16 protein-coding genes are annotated in these 17,412 nt (G+C 70.4%); all 16 read left to right on the top strand.

Annotated elements, in window-relative coordinates; all coding sequences use genetic code 11:
* Window positions 1-302: 302 nt before the first annotated feature.
* The 16 genes from ACWD5Q_RS15995 (at window position 303) to ispG (ending at window position 17,388) form a co-directional block, all read left to right on the top strand.
* Window positions 303-2,165, top strand: coding sequence for a DUF5941 domain-containing protein (locus ACWD5Q_RS15995; protein ID WP_451427659.1), 1,863 nt, complete (start codon window positions 303-305; stop codon window positions 2,163-2,165).
* A complete protein-coding gene (locus ACWD5Q_RS15990) occupies window positions 2,162-2,914 on the top strand; it encodes a phosphocholine cytidylyltransferase family protein (protein WP_451427594.1) in 753 nt (250 codons plus the stop codon). Before ACWD5Q_RS15995 ends, ACWD5Q_RS15990 begins: the two co-directional genes overlap by 4 nt.
* Window positions 2,902-3,963, top strand: coding sequence for an iron-containing alcohol dehydrogenase family protein (locus ACWD5Q_RS15985; RefSeq protein WP_451427593.1), 1,062 nt, complete (start codon window positions 2,902-2,904; stop codon window positions 3,961-3,963). Before ACWD5Q_RS15990 ends, ACWD5Q_RS15985 begins: the two co-directional genes overlap by 13 nt.
* Window positions 3,941-4,720 (top strand): CDP-alcohol phosphatidyltransferase family protein, encoded by a 780-nt coding sequence (locus tag ACWD5Q_RS15980; protein ID WP_451427592.1) that lies wholly within the window; start codon window positions 3,941-3,943, stop codon window positions 4,718-4,720. The genes ACWD5Q_RS15985 and ACWD5Q_RS15980 overlap by 23 nt, the downstream gene beginning before the upstream one ends.
* Window positions 4,717-5,619: a glycosyltransferase family 2 protein gene (locus tag ACWD5Q_RS15975; RefSeq protein ID WP_451427591.1), complete on the top strand. Its 903-nt coding sequence runs from the start codon at window positions 4,717-4,719 to the stop codon at window positions 5,617-5,619. The genes ACWD5Q_RS15980 and ACWD5Q_RS15975 overlap by 4 nt, the downstream gene beginning before the upstream one ends.
* Before the next feature lie 100 nt (window positions 5,620-5,719).
* Entirely contained in the window at window positions 5,720-6,649 is a 930-nt protein-coding gene (locus ACWD5Q_RS15970) for an ABC transporter permease (RefSeq protein WP_451427590.1), read from the top strand.
* The gene (locus ACWD5Q_RS15965; protein ID WP_451427589.1) at window positions 6,642-7,430 is read left to right on the top strand and encodes an ABC transporter ATP-binding protein; all 789 of its coding nucleotides are present in this window, start codon (window positions 6,642-6,644) and stop codon (window positions 7,428-7,430) included. The genes ACWD5Q_RS15970 and ACWD5Q_RS15965 overlap by 8 nt, the downstream gene beginning before the upstream one ends.
* Window positions 7,431-7,809: 379 nt before the next feature.
* Complete coding sequence (gene hpnC / locus ACWD5Q_RS15960; RefSeq protein ID WP_451427588.1) at window positions 7,810-8,694, top strand: squalene synthase HpnC; 885 nt, start codon at window positions 7,810-7,812, stop codon at window positions 8,692-8,694.
* Window positions 8,691-9,641, top strand: coding sequence for a presqualene diphosphate synthase HpnD (gene hpnD, locus ACWD5Q_RS15955; protein ID WP_451427587.1), 951 nt, complete (start codon window positions 8,691-8,693; stop codon window positions 9,639-9,641). The genes hpnC and hpnD overlap by 4 nt, the downstream gene beginning before the upstream one ends.
* On the top strand, window positions 9,641-9,781 hold the full coding sequence (locus ACWD5Q_RS15950; RefSeq protein ID WP_451427586.1) for a DUF6380 family protein: 141 nt from the start codon (window positions 9,641-9,643) through the stop codon (window positions 9,779-9,781). Before hpnD ends, ACWD5Q_RS15950 begins: the two co-directional genes overlap by 1 nt.
* A complete protein-coding gene (hpnE, locus tag ACWD5Q_RS15945; protein WP_451427585.1) occupies window positions 9,778-11,223 on the top strand; it encodes a hydroxysqualene dehydroxylase HpnE in 1,446 nt (481 codons plus the stop codon). Before ACWD5Q_RS15950 ends, hpnE begins: the two co-directional genes overlap by 4 nt.
* 2 nt (window positions 11,224-11,225) lie before the next feature.
* Window positions 11,226-12,362: a polyprenyl synthetase family protein gene (locus ACWD5Q_RS15940; RefSeq protein ID WP_451427584.1), complete on the top strand. Its 1,137-nt coding sequence runs from the start codon at window positions 11,226-11,228 to the stop codon at window positions 12,360-12,362.
* 188 nt (window positions 12,363-12,550) lie between these two features.
* Entirely contained in the window at window positions 12,551-14,551 is a 2,001-nt protein-coding gene (gene shc, locus ACWD5Q_RS15935; RefSeq protein WP_451427583.1) for a squalene--hopene cyclase, read from the top strand.
* Window positions 14,548-15,189, top strand: coding sequence for a phosphorylase family protein (locus tag ACWD5Q_RS15930; RefSeq protein ID WP_451427582.1), 642 nt, complete (start codon window positions 14,548-14,550; stop codon window positions 15,187-15,189). Before shc ends, ACWD5Q_RS15930 begins: the two co-directional genes overlap by 4 nt.
* 5 nt (window positions 15,190-15,194) lie before the next feature.
* A complete protein-coding gene (hpnH, locus tag ACWD5Q_RS15925) occupies window positions 15,195-16,226 on the top strand; it encodes an adenosyl-hopene transferase HpnH (RefSeq protein WP_451427658.1) in 1,032 nt (343 codons plus the stop codon).
* Window positions 16,227-16,230: 4 nt separating this feature from the next.
* Window positions 16,231-17,388 (top strand): flavodoxin-dependent (E)-4-hydroxy-3-methylbut-2-enyl-diphosphate synthase, encoded by a 1,158-nt coding sequence (gene ispG / locus ACWD5Q_RS15920; RefSeq protein ID WP_451427581.1) that lies wholly within the window; start codon window positions 16,231-16,233, stop codon window positions 17,386-17,388.
* Window positions 17,389-17,412 lie beyond the last annotated feature (24 nt).

The following is a 17,412-nucleotide window of genomic DNA, read 5'->3' as shown; positions in this document are numbered from 1 at the left end:
GCGGCACCGCCCCATGTCCCGGTACATGCGTCATGTCGTGTGTGTCCCGTCACGGTGCGCGCGTGATGCCGGGAATGGGCAGGTCTGGCCCCACGGTTTGTTGCGCGCGCCTCCGATCCTCGATGATGATCGCGGCGGCGAACATGCAGACTGGGTTGATCAGTCCATGAACGGTCGGTGAACACCGGCTTCCCGGTATCCGATAGCCTCTGCCGACATGCCGCCCGGCCCCCGTCCCGGGCGCCCCACACCACACACACGACCGGCGCCCGTACGCGTCGGGCCTCAGGGAGTGAGTTCGTCTGTCGACCGCCATCCTCACCGGACAGCCGGTTCCCGGATCGTCGCTCGAGGGCGATCTGCGGTCCCTCGGCTTCGACGTGCGGGTCGCCACCGACGCCGGTGACGCCGAGACACTCCTCGCCGTCGTGCCGGCGGACCAGCGGGTCGCGATCGTCGACAGCCGCTTCGTGGGGCATCTGCACGCGCTGCGCCTCGGCCTGACCGACCCCCGCTTCACGGCCGCGGCCGTGCCCGGTGCGGTCACGGCGCAGCCCGCCGCCCGGCAGGCGCTGACCCGCGCCCTCGCTCGCGAGAACTCCGCGGCGACCGGTGGTGCCCACTTTGCCCTCTCGGCGTCGCCCGAGCGCGGGGACCCGGCCGAGCGGGCAGGCGCCTCCACCCTCACCGACAACCTCCCCGAGCGCCTCACCGAGGCCCTCGGCGCCGACGGCGTCCCGGTCCACCGCCCCGAACTGGGCACGCTGGTGGCCGTCGTCCCCACCGACCCGCAGAGCCGCAACGAGGCACGGCAGGCCGTCGCCTCCGTCGACGAAGAGGCCGTACGCCTGCGCAGCGCCGTCAAGGCCCGCGACGGCTTCTTCACCACGTACTGCATCAGCCCGTACTCGCGCTACCTCGCCCGCTGGTGCGCCCGCCGGGGCCTGACCCCCAATCAGGTCACCACCGCCTCCCTGCTCACCGCCCTGATCGCGGCGGGCTGCGCGGCCACCGGCAGCCGAGGCGGCTTCGTCGCCGCGGGCATCCTGCTGATCCTGTCCTTCGTCCTCGACTGCACCGACGGCCAGCTCGCCCGCTACTCGCTGCAGTACTCCACGCTCGGCGCCTGGCTCGACGCCACCTTCGACCGCGCCAAGGAGTACGCCTACTACGCGGGCCTCGCCCTCGGCGCCGCCCGCGGCGGCGACGACGTCTGGGCGCTGGCCCTCGGCGCGATGGTCCTGCAGACCTGCCGGCACGTCGTCGACTTCGCCTTCAACGAGGCGAATCACGATGCCACCGCCAACACCAGCCCCACCGCCGCCCTCTCGGACCGCCTCGACAGCGTCGGCTGGACGGTCTGGGTGCGCCGGATGATCGTCCTGCCGATCGGTGAACGCTGGGCGCTGATCGCCGTCCTGACAGCGGCCACCACCCCCCGTATCACCTTCACCGTGCTGCTCATCGGCTGCGCCTTCGCCGCCACCTACACCACGGCGGGCCGTGTGCTGCGCTCGCTCACGCGCAAGGCCCGCAGGACCGACCGCGCCGCGCGGGCGCTCGCCGACCTCACCGACAGCGGCCCCCTCGTCGACCTGCTGGTGCGCTGCGCCCGCGGCATCACCCTCCGCTCGGCGCCGTACCTCGCCCTCGCCGGCGGGGTCCTGGTGGTGTGTCCGATCCTGTTGTGGGGCGCCGGCTGGAGAAGCGTCCTGGGCGCCGTCGGCTATGTGATCCTGTCCGCCCTCGCCGTGCTGCGGCCCCTCAAGGGCCCCCTCGACTGGCTGGTCCCGCCCTTCTTCCGGGCCGCCGAATACGGCACGGTTCTCTTGCTGGCGGCGAAATCCGAGGTGAACGGAGCACTGCCCGCGGCTTTCGGGCTGGTGGCGGCCGTCGCCTACCATCACTACGACACGGTGTACCGCATCCGCGGTGACGCCGGCGCGCCGCCGCGCTGGCTGGTGCGCGCGGTCGGGGGGCACGAAGGCCGGACCCTGGTGGTCACGGTCCTGGCCGCGCTGCTCACCGCCGAGCAGTTCAAGGTCGCGCTCACGGTCCTCGCCGTCTACGTGGCCCTGGTGGTGCTCGTGGAGAGCATCCGCTTCTGGGTGGCCGCCCACCAGGGCGGCGCACCCGCCGTACACGACGAAGGAGAACCCGCATGATCGGCCTCGTGCTGGCGGCCGGCGCCGGACGGCGTCTGCGCCCCTACACCGACACCCTGCCCAAGGCTCTGGTGCCGGTGGGGCCCGCGGGCATGGAGGACGGCCTCACGGTTCTCGACCTCACCCTCGGCAACTTCGCCGAGATCGGTCTGACCGAGGCCGCGATCATCGTCGGCTACCGCAAGGAGGCCGTCTACGAGCGCAGGGAGGCCCTGGAGCGCACGTACGGCCTGAAGCTCACCCTCATCGACAACGACAAGGCCGAGGAGTGGAACAACGCCTACTCCCTGTGGTGCGGCCGTGGCGCCCTCGGTGACGGCGTGATCCTCGCCAACGGCGACACCGTGCACCCGGTCTCCGTCGAGAAGACGCTGCTCGCGGCCCGCGGCGACGGCAAGCGGATCATCCTCGCCCTCGACACGGTCAAGCAGCTCGCCGACGAGGAGATGAAGGTCGTCGTGGACCCCGACAAGGGCGTCCGTAAGATCACCAAGCTGATGGAGCCGTCCGAGGCGACCGGCGAGTACATCGGCGTCACCCTGATCGAGGGGGACGCTGCCGGGGAGCTGACCGACGCGCTGAAGACCGTGTGGGAGACCGACCCGCAGCAGTTCTACGAGCACGGCTACCAGGAACTGGTCGACCGCGGCTTCAAGATCGACGTGGCGCCGATCGGCGACGTGCCGTGGGTCGAGATCGACAACCACGACGACCTGGCCCGGGGGCGGGAGATCGCGTGCCGGTACTGACGAGGCTCATTCCCTCACCGGTCGTCGTCGACATCCGTCCGGCTGCCCTCGACGACCTGGCGAGCGTGCTCGCGGACGAGCGGATCTCGCACTCGGGTAAGCTGGCCGTCGCCGTGAGCGACGGCTCCGGCGCCCGGCTGCGGGAGCGGCTCACGCCCAGCCTGCCCGGCGCCACCTGGTACGAGGTCGGCGGCGGCACCCTCGACGACGCGGTCCGGCTGGCCGGCGACATGAAGGCGGGCCACTACGACGCGCTCGTGGGCCTGGGCGGCGGCAAGATCATCGACTGCGCCAAGTTCGCCGCGGCGCGGGTCGGCCTGCCGCTGGTCGCCGTGCCCACGAACCTCGCCCACGACGGTCTGTGCTCGCCCGTCGCGACCCTCGACAACGACGCGGGCCGCGGCTCCTACGGTGTGCCGAACCCGATCGCGGTCGTCATCGACCTCGATGTCATCCGCGAGGCCCCGGTGCGCTTCGTGCGCGCGGGCATCGGCGACGCCGTGTCGAACATCTCCGCGATCGCGGACTGGGAGCTGGCCAACCGCGTCAACGGCGAGAAGATCGACGGTCTCGCCGCGGCGATGGCCCGGCAGGCCGGCGAGGCGGTGCTGCGCCACCCCGGAGGCATCGGCGACAACGACTTCCTCCAGGTGCTGGCCGAGGCGCTGGTCCTCAGCGGTATCGCCATGTCGGTGTCGGGAGACTCCCGCCCGTCCTCCGGGGCGTGCCACGAGATCAATCACGCGTTCGACCTGTTGTACCCCCGGCGCGCGGCCGCCCACGGCGAGCAGTGCGGGCTGGGTGCGGCCTTCGCGATGTATCTGCGGGGGGCGCACGAGGAGTCGGCGTACATGGCCCAGGTGCTGCGCCGGCACGGGCTGCCCGTACTGCCGGAGGAGATCGGCTTCACGGTGGACGAGTTCGTCCGGGTCGTGGAGTTCGCCCCCCAGACCCGGCCCGGCCGCTACACGATCCTCGAACACCTCGACCTGAAGACCGACCAGATCAAGGACACATACGCCGACTATGTCAAGGCCATCGGTAGCTGAACTCCGCCCCGTCGTCCACCCCGCCGGGGTGAAGGACCGGCGCAGCGGTGAGCACTGGGCGGGACGCCTCTACATGCGTGAGGTCTCGCTGCGGGTCGACCGCTACCTGGTCAACACCAGGGTCACGCCCAACCAGCTGACCTACCTGATGACCGTCTTCGGCGTCCTCGCCGCTCCGGCCCTGCTGGTGCCGGGCATCGCGGGCGCCGTGCTCGGCGCGGTGATGGTCCAGCTCTACCTGCTCCTCGACTGCGTCGACGGCGAGATAGCCCGCTGGAAGAAGCAGTTCTCGCTCGGCGGGGTGTACCTGGACCGGGTCGGCGCGTACCTGTGCGACGCGGCGGTGCTGGTCGGCTTCGGGCTGCGCGCCGCCGATCTGTGGGGGCCCGGCCGGATCGACTGGCTGTGGGCCTTCCTCGGCACCCTCGCCGCCGTCGGTGCCGTCCTGATCAAGGCCGAGACCGACCTCGTCGGTGTCGCCCGGCACCAGGGCGGGCTGCCGCCGGTCAAGGAGGCGGCCGCCGAGCCGCGGTCCTCCGGCCTCGCGCTGGCCCGCAGGGCGGCCTCGGCGCTGCAGTTCCACCGCCTGGTCCTCGGGATCGAGGCGTCTTTGCTGATCCTCGTCCTGGCGATCGTGGACCACGTCAGGGGCGACCTGTTCTTCTCCCGGCTCGGCGTCGCCGTGCTGGCCGGCATCGCGCTGCTGCAGACCCTGCTGCACCTTGTGTCCATCCTCGCCTCCAGCAGGCTGAAGTGAGCGGCGGCATAAAGGTCGGGGCGGTCGTCATCACGATGGGCAACCGCCCCGTCGAGCTGCGCGCCCTCCTCGACTCGGTCGCCCGGCAGGACGGCGACCCGGTCGAGGTGGTCGTGGTCGGCAACGGCTCGCCCGTTCCCGACGTCCCCGACGGCGTCCGCACCATCGAGCTGCCCGAGAACCTCGGCATCCCCGGCGGCCGCAACGTCGGCATCGAGGCGTTCCGCCGCGACGGCACCGATGGCACCGATGGCCTCGATGTCGATGTGCTGCTCTTCCTGGACGACGACGGCCTGCTCGCCCGCAACGACACCGCCGAGCTGTGCCGTCAGGCCTTCGCCGCGGACCCGGACCTCGGCATCATCAGCTTCCGCATCGCCGACCCGGACACCGGCGAGACCCAGCGCCGCCATGTGCCGCGCCTGCGTGCCTCGGACCCGATGCGCTCCTCCCGGGTCACCACCTTCCTGGGCGGCGCCAACGCGGTCCGTGCGAAGGTCTTCGCCGAGGTCGGCGGACTGCCGGACGAGTTCTTCTACGCCCACGAGGAGACCGACCTCGCATGGCGGGCCCTGGACGCGGGCTGGATGATCGACTACCGGTCGGACATGGTCCTGTACCACCCCACGACCGCGCCCTCCCGGCACGCGGTCTACCACCGGATGGTCGCCCGCAACCGGGTCTGGCTGGCCCGCCGCAATCTCCCCGCCGCCCTCGCCCCCGTCTATCTGGGCGTCTGGATGCTGCTGACGCTCTTGCGCCGCCCCTCCAGGGCCGCCTTGAAGGCGTGGTTCGGCGGTTTCAAGGAGGGCTGGACGACGCCGTGCGGTCCCCGGCGCCCCATGAAGTGGCGTACGGTGTGGCGGCTGACCCGGCTGGGCCGGCCTCCGGTCATCTGACAAGCTCGGTAGTCGGAAACCAGCGGGTGGGACCCATGTCCCGGCTCCCACCCGTGCGCGGGCAGGCCGCGTGTTTCGAAAACGGAGAGTTTGCCAATCTGTGAGTGAGACAACGTATGACGGCGGTGTCGCGGTGAGCGACCGCCCGTCGTCCGACGACGGACTGAGCGCGGCCGACCTGGCCGCGAGGTACGGGCTCTCGGTGAGCGGTGCCCGGCCCGGGCTCGTCAGTTACGTCCGCCAGCTGTGGGGACGGCGCCACTTCATCCTCGCCTTCTCCTCGGCGAAGCTCACCGCCCAGTACAGCCAGGCCAAGCTCGGCCAGCTGTGGCAGGTCGCCACCCCACTGCTGAACGCGTTCGTGTACTACCTGATCTTCGGGCTGATCCTGAAGGCCAGCCGGGGGATGTCGCACGGCACGTACATCCCCTTCCTGGTGACCGGCGTCTTCGTCTTCACCTTCACCCAGAGCTCGATCATGGCCGGAGTCCGGGCGATCTCCGGCAATCTGGGCCTGGTGCGCGCCCTGCACTTCCCACGTGCCGCGCTGCCCGTCTCGTTCGCGCTCCAGCAGCTCCAGCAGCTGCTCTTCTCGATGATCGTGCTGTTCGCCGTGGCCGTGGGATTCGGCAGCTACCCGAGCCTGTCCTGGCTGCTGATCGTCCCGATCCTGCTGCTGCAGTTCCTCTTCAACACGGGGCTGGCGCTGATCGTGGCGCGGCTGGGCGCCCGGACCCCGGACCTCGCCCAGCTGATGCCGTTCATCCTGCGCACCTGGATGTACATGTCGGGCGTCATGTTCTCCATCCACAACATGCTCGTCGGCCGCCCCGAATGGGTGGTCCGCGCGTTGCAGGTGAACCCGGCCGCCGTCTTCATGGACCTGATGCGCTTCGCGCTCATCAAGGACTACGGTGCCGAGAACCTCCCGCCGCACGTCTGGGCCATCGCGCTGTTCTGGGCGCTGGTCGTCTTCGCCGGCGGGTTCGTGTATTTCTGGAAGGCGGAGGAGCGGTACGGCCGTGGCTGAGCAGAACACCGGGGCCAAGATCCCCACCGTCATCGCGGACGATCTGCACATCGTCTACCGTGTCAACGGCGCCAAGACCGGCAAGGGCAGCGCGACCGCCGCGCTCAGCCGCATCCTCAGGCGGGGCTCGGACGACACGGCGCGCGGCGTGCGCAAGGTGCACGCGGTCAGGGGCGTGTCATTCGCCGCCTACCGCGGCGAGGCCATCGGGCTGATCGGGTCGAACGGCTCCGGCAAGTCCACCCTGCTGCGTGCCATCGCCGGACTGCTGCCCGCCGAGCGGGGCAAGGTCTACACCGACGGCCAGCCCTCGCTGCTCGGTGTGAACGCGGCCCTCATGAACGACCTGACGGGCGAGCGCAACGTCATCCTGGGCGGTCTCGCGATGGGCATGTCCCGCGAGCAGATCAAGGCCCGCTACCAGGAGATCGTCGACTTCTCCGGCATCAACGAGAAGGGTGACTTCATCACGCTGCCGATGCGCACCTACTCCTCCGGCATGGCGGCGCGGCTGCGCTTCTCCATCGCGGCCGCCAAGGACCACGACGTCCTCATGATCGACGAGGCCCTGGCCACCGGTGACCGCAAGTTCCAGAAGCGCTCCGAGGACCGCATCCGGGAGCTGCGCAAGGAAGCGGGCACGGTGTTTCTGGTCAGTCACAACAACAAGTCGATCCGTGACACCTGCGACCGCGTCCTGTGGCTGGAGCGTGGTGAGCTGCGGATGGACGGCCCGACCGAAGAGGTCCTCAGGGAGTACGAGAAGTTCACGGGCAAGTAATCCCCCGTGACCGAGGGCCCGGCCGGAACGCTCCGGCCGGGCCTCACGACTGTAAAAGGAAGGCCAACTCTGTTCGGCCTTAGGAATCTTGACACCAATCGGTGTGTTGTTGTGATCTGCGAGACACCCCGCCGGAGCTCCTTTAGTTGTACAACGTAAGCTGTACCGGTGCTGATTCGCGGCAACTGGGGCGATAATGCCCTACCACCCCCTACCTGCCGTGCCGCGTGGACGGCCGGGCGGCGTGTCCGAAATAAGATGTATTGGGTCGGCAGTGTAGAACGGGAGATGTGACGGCAATGGCTACGGAAAGTCTCCAGCTCCGCGAGGCATGTGCCGTCTCCGCGCCGGGCGGCGAGCGGTGACCGAAGCTGGGACGATGCGCACCGGCGCCCACGAGCGCGCCACCCTCGACAAGGCCGCGGGTGAGAACTTCCCCGTGGCACCGTTCTTTCTGCCCCGGGCCTGGCGCGGCGACCTGATGGCTGTCTACGGCTTCGGGCGTCTCGTCGACGACATCGGCGACGGCGACCTCGCCCCCGGCGGCGCCGACGCACGCCTCCTCGGCGTGTCGCCCGAGGATGCCGAGGACCGCCTCGCCCTCCTGGACGCCTTCGAGGCCGATCTGCACCGGGTCTTCGGCTCGACACCACGTCATCCTCTGCTGCGCCGCCTCCAGGTCACGGTCCGGCGCGCCGGCCTCACCCCCGAGCCGTTCCTCGGCCTGATCGCCGCCAACCGCCAGGACCAGCTCGTCAAGCGGTACGAGACGTACGACGACCTCCTCGCCTACTGCGAACTGTCCGCCAACCCGGTCGGCCGGCTCGTTCTGGCCGTCACCGGAACCTCCACCCCCGAGCGCGTCCGCCGCTCCGACGCGGTCTGCACGGCTCTGCAGATCGTCGAGCACCTCCAGGATGTCGCCGAGGATCTGGGCCGCGACCGGATCTATCTGCCTGCCGCGGACATGAAGCGCTTTCACGTCCAGGAGTCGGATCTCGCGAGAAGTGCCACGAGCGCGTCTGTGCGTGCACTTGTCGCGCACGAGGCGGAGCGCGTATGCGATCTTTTGAATGAAGGCGGCCCCCTCGTGGGTAGCGTGCACGGCAGGCTGAGATTGCTGCTCGCAGGCTTCGTGGCGGGAGGAAGGGCGGCGGTCGGCGCGATCGCCGCCGCTGATTACGACGTACTGTCCCGCCCGCGCAAGCCCGGCAAGCTGCGGTTGCTGCGCGAGGTGGGCGTAATTTTGCGAGGAGAGGGGTGATCCGGACTGTGGAGTCGGAACAGCACGTGTCCCCGCCGGTACTCGCCGCGTACAGCTACTGCGAGGCCGTGACCGGGCAGCAGGCCCGGAACTTCGCCTACGGCATCCGGCTGCTGCCGACGCCCAAGCGCCGCGCGATGTCGGCGCTCTACGCGTTCTCCCGGCGGGTCGACGACATCGGCGACGGCGCGCTGGCGGACGACGTCAAGAGCGCACGGCTGGACGAGACCCGGGCGCTGCTGGACCGCATCCGGGACGGAAAGGTGGCCGAGGACGACACCGACCCGGTCGCCGTCGCCCTCACCCACGCCGCCGCGCACTTCCCGATCCCGCTCGGCGGTCTCGATGAACTCATCGACGGCGTCCTCATGGACGTGCGCGGCGAGACCTACGAGACCTGGGACGACCTCAAGGTCTACTGCCGCTGTGTGGCCGGGGCCATCGGACGTCTCTCCCTCGGCGTGTTCGGTACGGAACCGGGGGCGCGTGGCGCCGAGCGGGCGCCGGAGTATGCCGACACGCTCGGCCTCGCGCTGCAACTCACCAACATCCTCCGGGACATCCGTGAGGACGCCGAGGGCGGACGCGTCTACCTCCCCGCCGACGACCTCGCCAAGTTCGGCTGCTCGGCCGGCTTCTCCGGACCGATCCCGCCCGAAGGCTCCGACTTCGCCGGCCTCGTGCACTTCGAAGTGCGCCGGGCCCGTGCGCTCTTCGCCGAGGGTTACCGGCTGCTGCCCATGCTCGACCGGCGCAGCGGCGCCTGCGTCGCGGCCATGGCCGGGATCTACCGCCGGCTCCTCGACCGCATCGAGCGCGAGCCCGAGGCCGTGCTGCGCGGCCGGGTCTCGCTGCCGGGACACGAGAAGGCGTACGTCGCCGTGCGCGGACTCTCGGGTCTCGACACCCGGAACGTCTCCCGGCGCACCGTCAGGAGGCGCGGCTGATGGGCGGTTCCCGCCACGGTGAGTCCACCGGCGAAAGGCGCCAGGCAACCCTCCGGCGCGGCGCGGCGTCCCTGACTGCGACGGTCGGCCATGCATCGTTCAAGCAGCACGGCGGACCGGCTGGGGAGGAAGCACGATGAGCGACGGCACACAGCCGGAGGGCCCGCCCGCGGACATCCCGGGCCACCGCGGGGCGCCGTCCGCCTCGGGCGCGTCCGCCGTGGTGGTCGGCGGGGGACTCGCCGGGATCACGGCCGCGCTGGCGCTCGCCGACACCGGAGTGCGGGTCACCTTGCTGGAGGGACGGCCGCGGCTGGGCGGTCTCGCCTTCTCGTTCCACCGGGGCGAGCTGACCGTCGACAACGGCCAGCATGTCTATCTGCGCTGCTGCACCGCCTATCGCTGGTTCCTCGACCGCATCGACGCGTCCGCGCTGGCTCCTGTGCAGGATCGTCTCGACGTGCCCGTTCTCGACGCCGGCGGCACCCCGGGACGACGGCTCGGCCGACTACGGCGCGACGCGCTGCCCGTACCCCTGCACCTCGGGCGCAGCCTGGCCACCTACCCCCATCTCTCGCTCCTCGAGCGTGCCAGAGTCGGGCGTGCCGCACTGGCGCTCCGAGCACTGGACCTCGCGGATCCCGCCCTCGACGCGCAGGACTTCGGCAGCTGGCTGGCCGCGCACGGTCAGTCGGCGCGTGCCGTCGAGGCACTGTGGGACCTGGTCGGGGTCGCCACCCTCAACGCGGTGGCCGGTGATACCTCGCTCGGGCTCGCCGCGATGGTGTTCAAGACGGGTCTGCTGTCCGACCCGGGAGCTGCCGACATCGGCTGGGCACGCGTCCCGCTGGGCGAACTGCACGACCGGCTGGCCCGCAGGGCGCTCGACTCCGTGGGCGTGCGTACCGAGATCCGTACACGTGTCACCTCCATCTCCCGTAACGAGAACGGCGGCTGGAGCGTTCAAGTTCCCGGCGAGCGCATCGAGACCGATGCGGTGGTCCTCGCCGTGCCGCAGCGCGAGGCGCACGACCTCCTGCCCGCCGGAGCCCTCGACGCTCCCGAAAGGCTGCTGGAGATCGGCACGGCGCCGATCCTCAACGTCCACGTCGTCTACGACCGCAAGGTGCTCGGGAGCCCCTTCTTCGCGGCGCTCGGCTCCCCGGTGCAGTGGGTCTTCGATCGCACCGAGGCCTCCGGGCTGCGGGAGGGCCAGTACCTCGCGGTGTCCCAGTCGGTGGCCCAGGGCGAGATCGACGAGCCGGTGTCGGTGCTGCGCGAGCGCTATCTCCCGGAACTCGAGCGGCTGTTGCCCGCAGCCCGCGGCGCCGGGGTGAAGGACTTCTTCGTGACCCGGGAGCGCACGGCCACGTTCGCCCCCAGCCCCGGCGTCGGGCGGCTGCGGCCCGGCGCCCGCACCAAAGCCCCCGGCCTCTATCTGGCCGGAGCGTGGACCGCCACCGGGTGGCCCGCGACCATGGAGAGTGCGGTCCGCAGCGGTGTCAGTGCGGCGGGCGCCGCACTGGGCGCCCTGGGCCGGTCCGGCGCTCACCTCCCCGACCTCTTCGAGGAGGCCGCATGACCATGAGCGTCCCTGCACACGGAACCGGTTCCCGCATCCCCGGTATCGCAACAAGAGGAGAGACTGTGCCCACTGTGCCCCCGGCCGAGACGGCCGCTCGAGAGACCGCGGTGGACGTGTCCGCGCTTCTGGAGCGCTGCCGGAGCCTGGCCACCCCGGTGCTGCGGGAGGCAGTGGACCGCCTGGCATCGCCGATGGACACCGTCGCCGCCTACCACTTCGGCTGGATCGACGTCGAGGGCAACCCCGCGGACGGCGACGGCGGCAAGGCCGTGCGTCCCGCTCTCGCCCTGCTCTCCGCGCAGGCCGCGGGCCAGGCGTTCGAAGTCGGCGTGCCCGGTGCGGTCGCGGTGGAGCTGGTGCACAACTTCTCGCTGCTGCACGACGACTTGATGGACGGCGACGAACAGCGCCGCCACCGCGACACCGTATGGAAGGTGCACGGCCCCGCGCAGGCCATCCTCGTCGGCGACGCGCTGTTCGCCCTCGCCAACGAGGTGCTGCTGGAGCTGGGCACCGTGGAGGCGGGACGCGCCGCCCGGCGTCTGACCACGGCCACCCGCGCCCTGATCGACGGTCAGGCGCAGGACATCTCCTACGAGCACCGCGAACGCGTCAGCGTCGAGGAGTGTCTGGAGATGGAGGGCAACAAGACCGGCGCCCTGCTCGCCTGCGCCTCCTCCATCGGCGCGGTCCTCGGCGGCGCCGACGACGCGACCGCCGACACCCTGGAGAAGTACGGCTATCACCTCGGCCTCGCCTTCCAGGCCGTCGACGACCTCCTCGGCATCTGGGGCGACCCGGAGGCCACCGGAAAGCAGACCTGGAGCGATCTGCGGCAGCGCAAGAAGTCCCTGCCGGTCGTGGCAGCGCTGGCGGCCGGCGGCCCCGCCTCCGAGCGGCTCGGCCGGCTGCTCGCGGAGGACGCCAAGAGCAGCGACTTCGAGAACTTCTCCGAGGAGGAGTTCGCCGCGCGCGCCGCGCTCATCGAGGAGGCGGGCGGTCGCGACTGGACCGCCCAGGAGGCACGCCGCCAGCACACGATCGCGGTCGAGGCGCTGGCCTCGGTCCGGATGCCCCCGGAGGTGCGCGCGCAGTTCACGGCGCTCGCCGACTTCGTCGTCGTACGAAAGAGATGATCAGTATCGGTCGAACACAGCTCGCGTAGTCGCCGGCCGGTACCTCCCCTCACACTCGCGTTTCCCCCGACTCTCGGCTTCGTCCGAGCGGGGGGAACCCCATGAACGAGGGGACTCTCACTGCGCAGACCACCGGCCGACGGCGGACCCACGCAGCACGATTTGCACGACTGCACGAAGGGGATGCCATGACAGCGACGACCGACGGAAGCACCGGGGCCCTGCCCCGCGCTGCCTCGGCCAGCGAAACCGACGTACCGCTCCCGGAGGCGGCCGGGACGGTCGGAACCCGAGACACCGCCGAGCGCGCCATGCGGCGCGCGACAGACCTCCTGCTCACGCAGCAGGACCCGGAGGGCTGGTGGAAGGGCGACCTCGAGACGAACGTCACGATGGATGCCGAGGACCTGCTGCTCCGTCAGTTCCTCAGTATCTCCGATGAGCGGACCACTCACGCCACCGCCCTGTTCATCCGCGGCGAGCAGCGTGAGGACGGCACCTGGGCCACCTTCTACGGCGGATCCGGGGAACTGTCCGCCACCATCGAGGCGTACGTAGCCCTGCGGCTGGCGGGGGACGCGCCGGACGAGCCCCACATGGCGAAGGCCGCCGCGTGGGTCCGCGAGCGGGGCGGCATCGCCGCCGCCCGCGTCTTCACCCGGATCTGGCTCGCCCTCTTCGGCTGGTGGAAGTGGGAGGACCTGCCGGAACTGCCGCCGGAACTCATCTACTTCCCCAAGTGGATGCCCCTCAACATCTACGACTTCGGGTGCTGGGCCCGCCAGACGATCGTGCCGCTCACCATCGTCTCCGCGAAACGCCCGGTGCGGCCCGCGCCGTTCCCGCTGGACGAACTGCACACCGACCCCGACGACCCCAATCCGGCCCGGGGCCTTGCTCCCCTGGTGAGCTGGGACGGCGTCTTCCAGCGGCTCGACAAGGCGCTGCACCAGTTCCGCAAGGTCGCCCCGCGCCGGCTGCGCAGGGCCGCCATGAACGCCGCCGGCCGCTGGATCATCGAGCGGCAGGAGAACGACGGCTGCTGGGGCGGGATCCAGCCGCCCGCGGTGTACTCGGTCATCGCCCTGCACCTGCTCGGCTACGACCTCCAGCACCCCGTGATGCGCGAGGGTCTCGCCTCGCTGGACCGTTTCGCGGTGTGGCGCGAGGACGGCTCCCGGATGATCGAGGCGTGCCAGTCCCCGGTGTGGGACACCTGCCTCGCGACCATCGCGCTCGCCGACGCGGGCGTGCCCGCCGACCATCCGCAGCTGGTGAAGGCCGCGGACTGGATGCTCGCCGAGCAGATCGGCCGGCCGGGCGACTGGTCGGTTCAGCGCCCGGAACTCCCGCCGGGCGGCTGGGCGTTCGAGTTCCACAACGACAACTACCCGGACATCGACGACACCGCCGAGGTCGTCCTCGCGCTGCGCCGGGTCAGCCACCCCGATCCGGAGCGGCTCGACCGCGCCATCGAGCGCGGGGTGCGCTGGAACCTCGGCATGCAGTCGAAGAACGGCGCGTGGGGCGCCTTCGACGTCGACAACACCAGCCCGTTCCCCAACCGGATGCCGTTCTGCGACTTCGGCGAGGTCATCGACCCGCCGTCGGCCGATGTCACCGCGCACGTCGTGGAGATGCTCGCGGTCGAGGGCCTCTCCCACGACCCGCGCACCCGCCGCGGCATCGAGTGGCTGCTGGCCGAACAGGAGCCGGACGGCTCGTGGTTCGGCCGCTGGGGCGTCAACTACGTCTACGGCACCGGCTCGGTGGTGCCCGCGCTGGCGGCCGCCGGTCTGCCCGCGGCACACCCGGCGATCCGCAGAGCGGTGACCTGGCTGGAGCGCGTGCAGAACGACGACGGCGGCTGGGGCGAGGATCTGCGCTCCTACGACAACGCCAAGGAGTGGAGCGGCCGGGGCGCCTCCACCGCCTCGCAGACGGCATGGGCGCTGCTCGCGCTGCTGGCCGCGGGGGAGGCGGAGAGCAGGGCGACGGAACGCGGCATCGAGTTCCTCGCCCGGACCCAGAACGAGGACGGCTCCTGGGACGAGCCGTACTTCACCGGCACCGGCTTCCCCTGGGACTTCTCCATCAACTACCACCTCTACCGGCAGGTCTTCCCGCTCACCGCGCTCGGCCGCTACGTCCACGGCGAGCCGTTCGCCGTGGCCAAGGGGAGCAGATGAGCCAGAAGTCCGACACGGCCCCGCTGCTGATCGCCTGCGCGCTCGGCATCGAGCACCTCGCCCTGCGCAGCGGCGACCGTACCGGCGCCGACGGGCGCGTCACACTACTCCGTACGGGTATGGGACCCCGGGCGGCGGAACGCTCGGTCACCCGGGCGCTCGCCGCCCCGGCCCAGGCCGGCGCGGCCGTCCTCGCCACGGGCTTCTGCGCGGGCCTGGCCCCCGGTATGCACCCCGGTGACCTGGTCGTCGCCGAGGAGACCCGGGACCCGCGCGGTACCACCACGTGCGTGCGCCCCGACCTGCTCGTCAAGGAGCTTGCGCGCCGCCTCCCGGGGCGCGTGGTCCACGCCGGACCGCTCACCGGCTCGGACCATGTCGTCCGAGGTCAGGAGCGTACGGAACTGCTCGCAAGCGGGGCGATCGCGGTCGACATGGAGTCGGCGGCCACGCTTCACAGCGCCGTGCACACGGGCGCCCGCCCGGTTGCGGCCGTCCGGGTGGTCGTGGACGCTCCAGAACATGAACTCGTCCGGATCGGCACCTTGCGCGGTGGAATATCTGCTTTCCGCGTACTTCGTGCCGTCCTTCCAGCATTTTTTGAATGGCACCGATCCTTGCTGCTCCCCCGGAGGTGAGCCAGATGGCCATGCCGCTGCGCCAGTCCATCAAGGTGGCGACCTATCTCGCCGAACAGAAGCTGCGTAAGCGGGACAAGTTCCCGCTCATCGTCGAGCTTGAACCCCTCTTCGCCTGCAATCTCAAGTGCGAGGGCTGCGGCAAGATCCAGCACCCGGCGGGAGTGCTCAAGCAGCGCATGCCGGTGGCCCAGGCGGTGGGTGCGGTACTGGAGTCCGGTGCGCCGATGGTGTCGATCGCCGGTGGCGAACCATTGATGCACCCCCAGATCGACGAGATCGTGCGGCAGCTGGTGGCCCACAAGAAGTTCGTCTTCCTGTGCACCAACGCCATGTTGCTGCGCAAGAAGATGGACAAGTTCACGCCTTCGCCGTACTTCGCGTTCGCGGTGCACATCGACGGCCTGCGCGAGCGGCACGACGAGTCCGTGGCCAAGGAGGGCGTGTTCGACGAGGCGGTGGAGGCCATCAAGGAGGCCAAGCGGCGTGGCTTCCGGGTCACCACCAACTCGACCTTCTTCAACACCGACACCCCGCAGACCATCATCGAGGTGCTCAACTTCCTCAATGACGACCTGAAGGTGGACGAGATGATGATCTCGCCCGCCTACGCCTACGAGAAGGCGCCCGACCAGGAGCACTTCCTGGGTGTGGAGCAGACCCGCGAGCTGTTCAAGAAGGCGTTCTCGGGCGGCAACCGGCGCCGCTGGCGGCTCAACCACTCGCCGCTGTTCCTCGATTTCCTCGAGGGCAAGGTCGACTTCCCCTGCACGGCCTGGGCGATTCCGAACTACTCGCTGTTCGGCTGGCAGCGGCCCTGCTACCTGATGAGCGACGGATATGTGCCGACGTACCGGGAGCTGATCGAGGAGACCGACTGGGACAAGTACGGCCGCGGCAAGGACCCGCGCTGCGCCAACTGCATGGCGCACTGCGGCTATGAGCCCACTGCCGTGCTCGCCACCATGGGCTCCCTCAAGGAGTCCCTGCGGGCCATGCGCGAGACGGTCGGCCAGAAGCCCGGAATCGACGGGTGAGGCCATGACCGCCGTTTCCTTGGGCATCCCCGAGGTGCCGGCCCGGCCGATCGCCGAGCGACGCGTGTCGCGGCGGATCACCGTCGGGTCGGTGGCGGTCGGGGGCGGTGCCCCGGTGTCGGTGCAGTCGATGACGACGACGCGTACGTCGGACATCGGTGCCACGTTGCAGCAGATCGCGGAGCTGACGGCGTCGGGCTGCCAGATCGTGCGGGTGGCGTGTCCGACGCAGGACGACGCGGACGCGCTGGCCACGATCGCGCGGAAGTCGCAGATCCCGGTGATCGCGGACATTCACTTCCAGCCGAAGTACGTCTTCGCGGCGATCGAGGCGGGCTGTGCGGCCGTCCGGGTGAACCCGGGCAACATCAAGCAGTTCGACGACAAGGTCAGGGAGATCGCGAAGGCGGCCAGGGACCACGGCACGCCGATCCGCATCGGCGTGAACGCGGGTTCGCTGGACCGGCGCCTGCTCCAGAAGTACGGCAAGGCCACCCCGGAGGCGCTGGTGGAGTCGGCGCTGTGGGAGGCCTCCCTCTTCGAGGAGCACGACTTCCGGGACATCAAGATCTCCGTCAAGCACAACGACCCGGTCGTGATGATCGAGGCGTACCGCCAGCTGGCGGCCCAGTGCGAGTACCCGCTGCACCTGGGCGTCACGGAGGCGGGCCCGGCGTTCCAGGGCACGATCAAGTCGGCGGTCGCCTTCGGCGCGCTGCTGTCGCAGGGCATCGGCGACACCATCCGCGTCTCGCTGTCCGCGCCTCCGGTCGAGGAGGTCAAGGTCGGCATCCAGATCCTGGAGTCGCTGAACCTGCGCCAGCGGGGTCTGGAGATCGTCTCCTGCCCGTCCTGCGGGCGCGCGCAGGTGGATGTGTACACGCTGGCCGAGGAGGTCACGGCGGGCCTGACCGGTATGGAGGTGCCGCTGCGGGTCGCGGTCATGGGCTGTGTCGTGAACGGTCCGGGCGAGGCCCGTGAGGCCGACCTCGGTGTCGCCTCCGGCAACGGCAAGGGTCAGATCTTCGTCAAGGGCGAGGTCATCAAGACCGTGCCCGAGTCGAAGATCGTGGAGACCCTGATCGAGGAGGCCATGAAGCTCGCCGAGCAGATGGAGAAAGACGGCGCCGGGGTTGGAGAACCGGCCGTCAGCGTGAGCTGAACAGCACGGATGTGAGAGGGGGCC

The sequence above is a fragment of the Streptomyces sp. NPDC002513 genome, assembly GCF_053595355.1.
The sequence above is the reverse complement of the archived record's forward strand: the minus strand, read 5'-3'. Positions and strand labels throughout refer to the sequence as shown.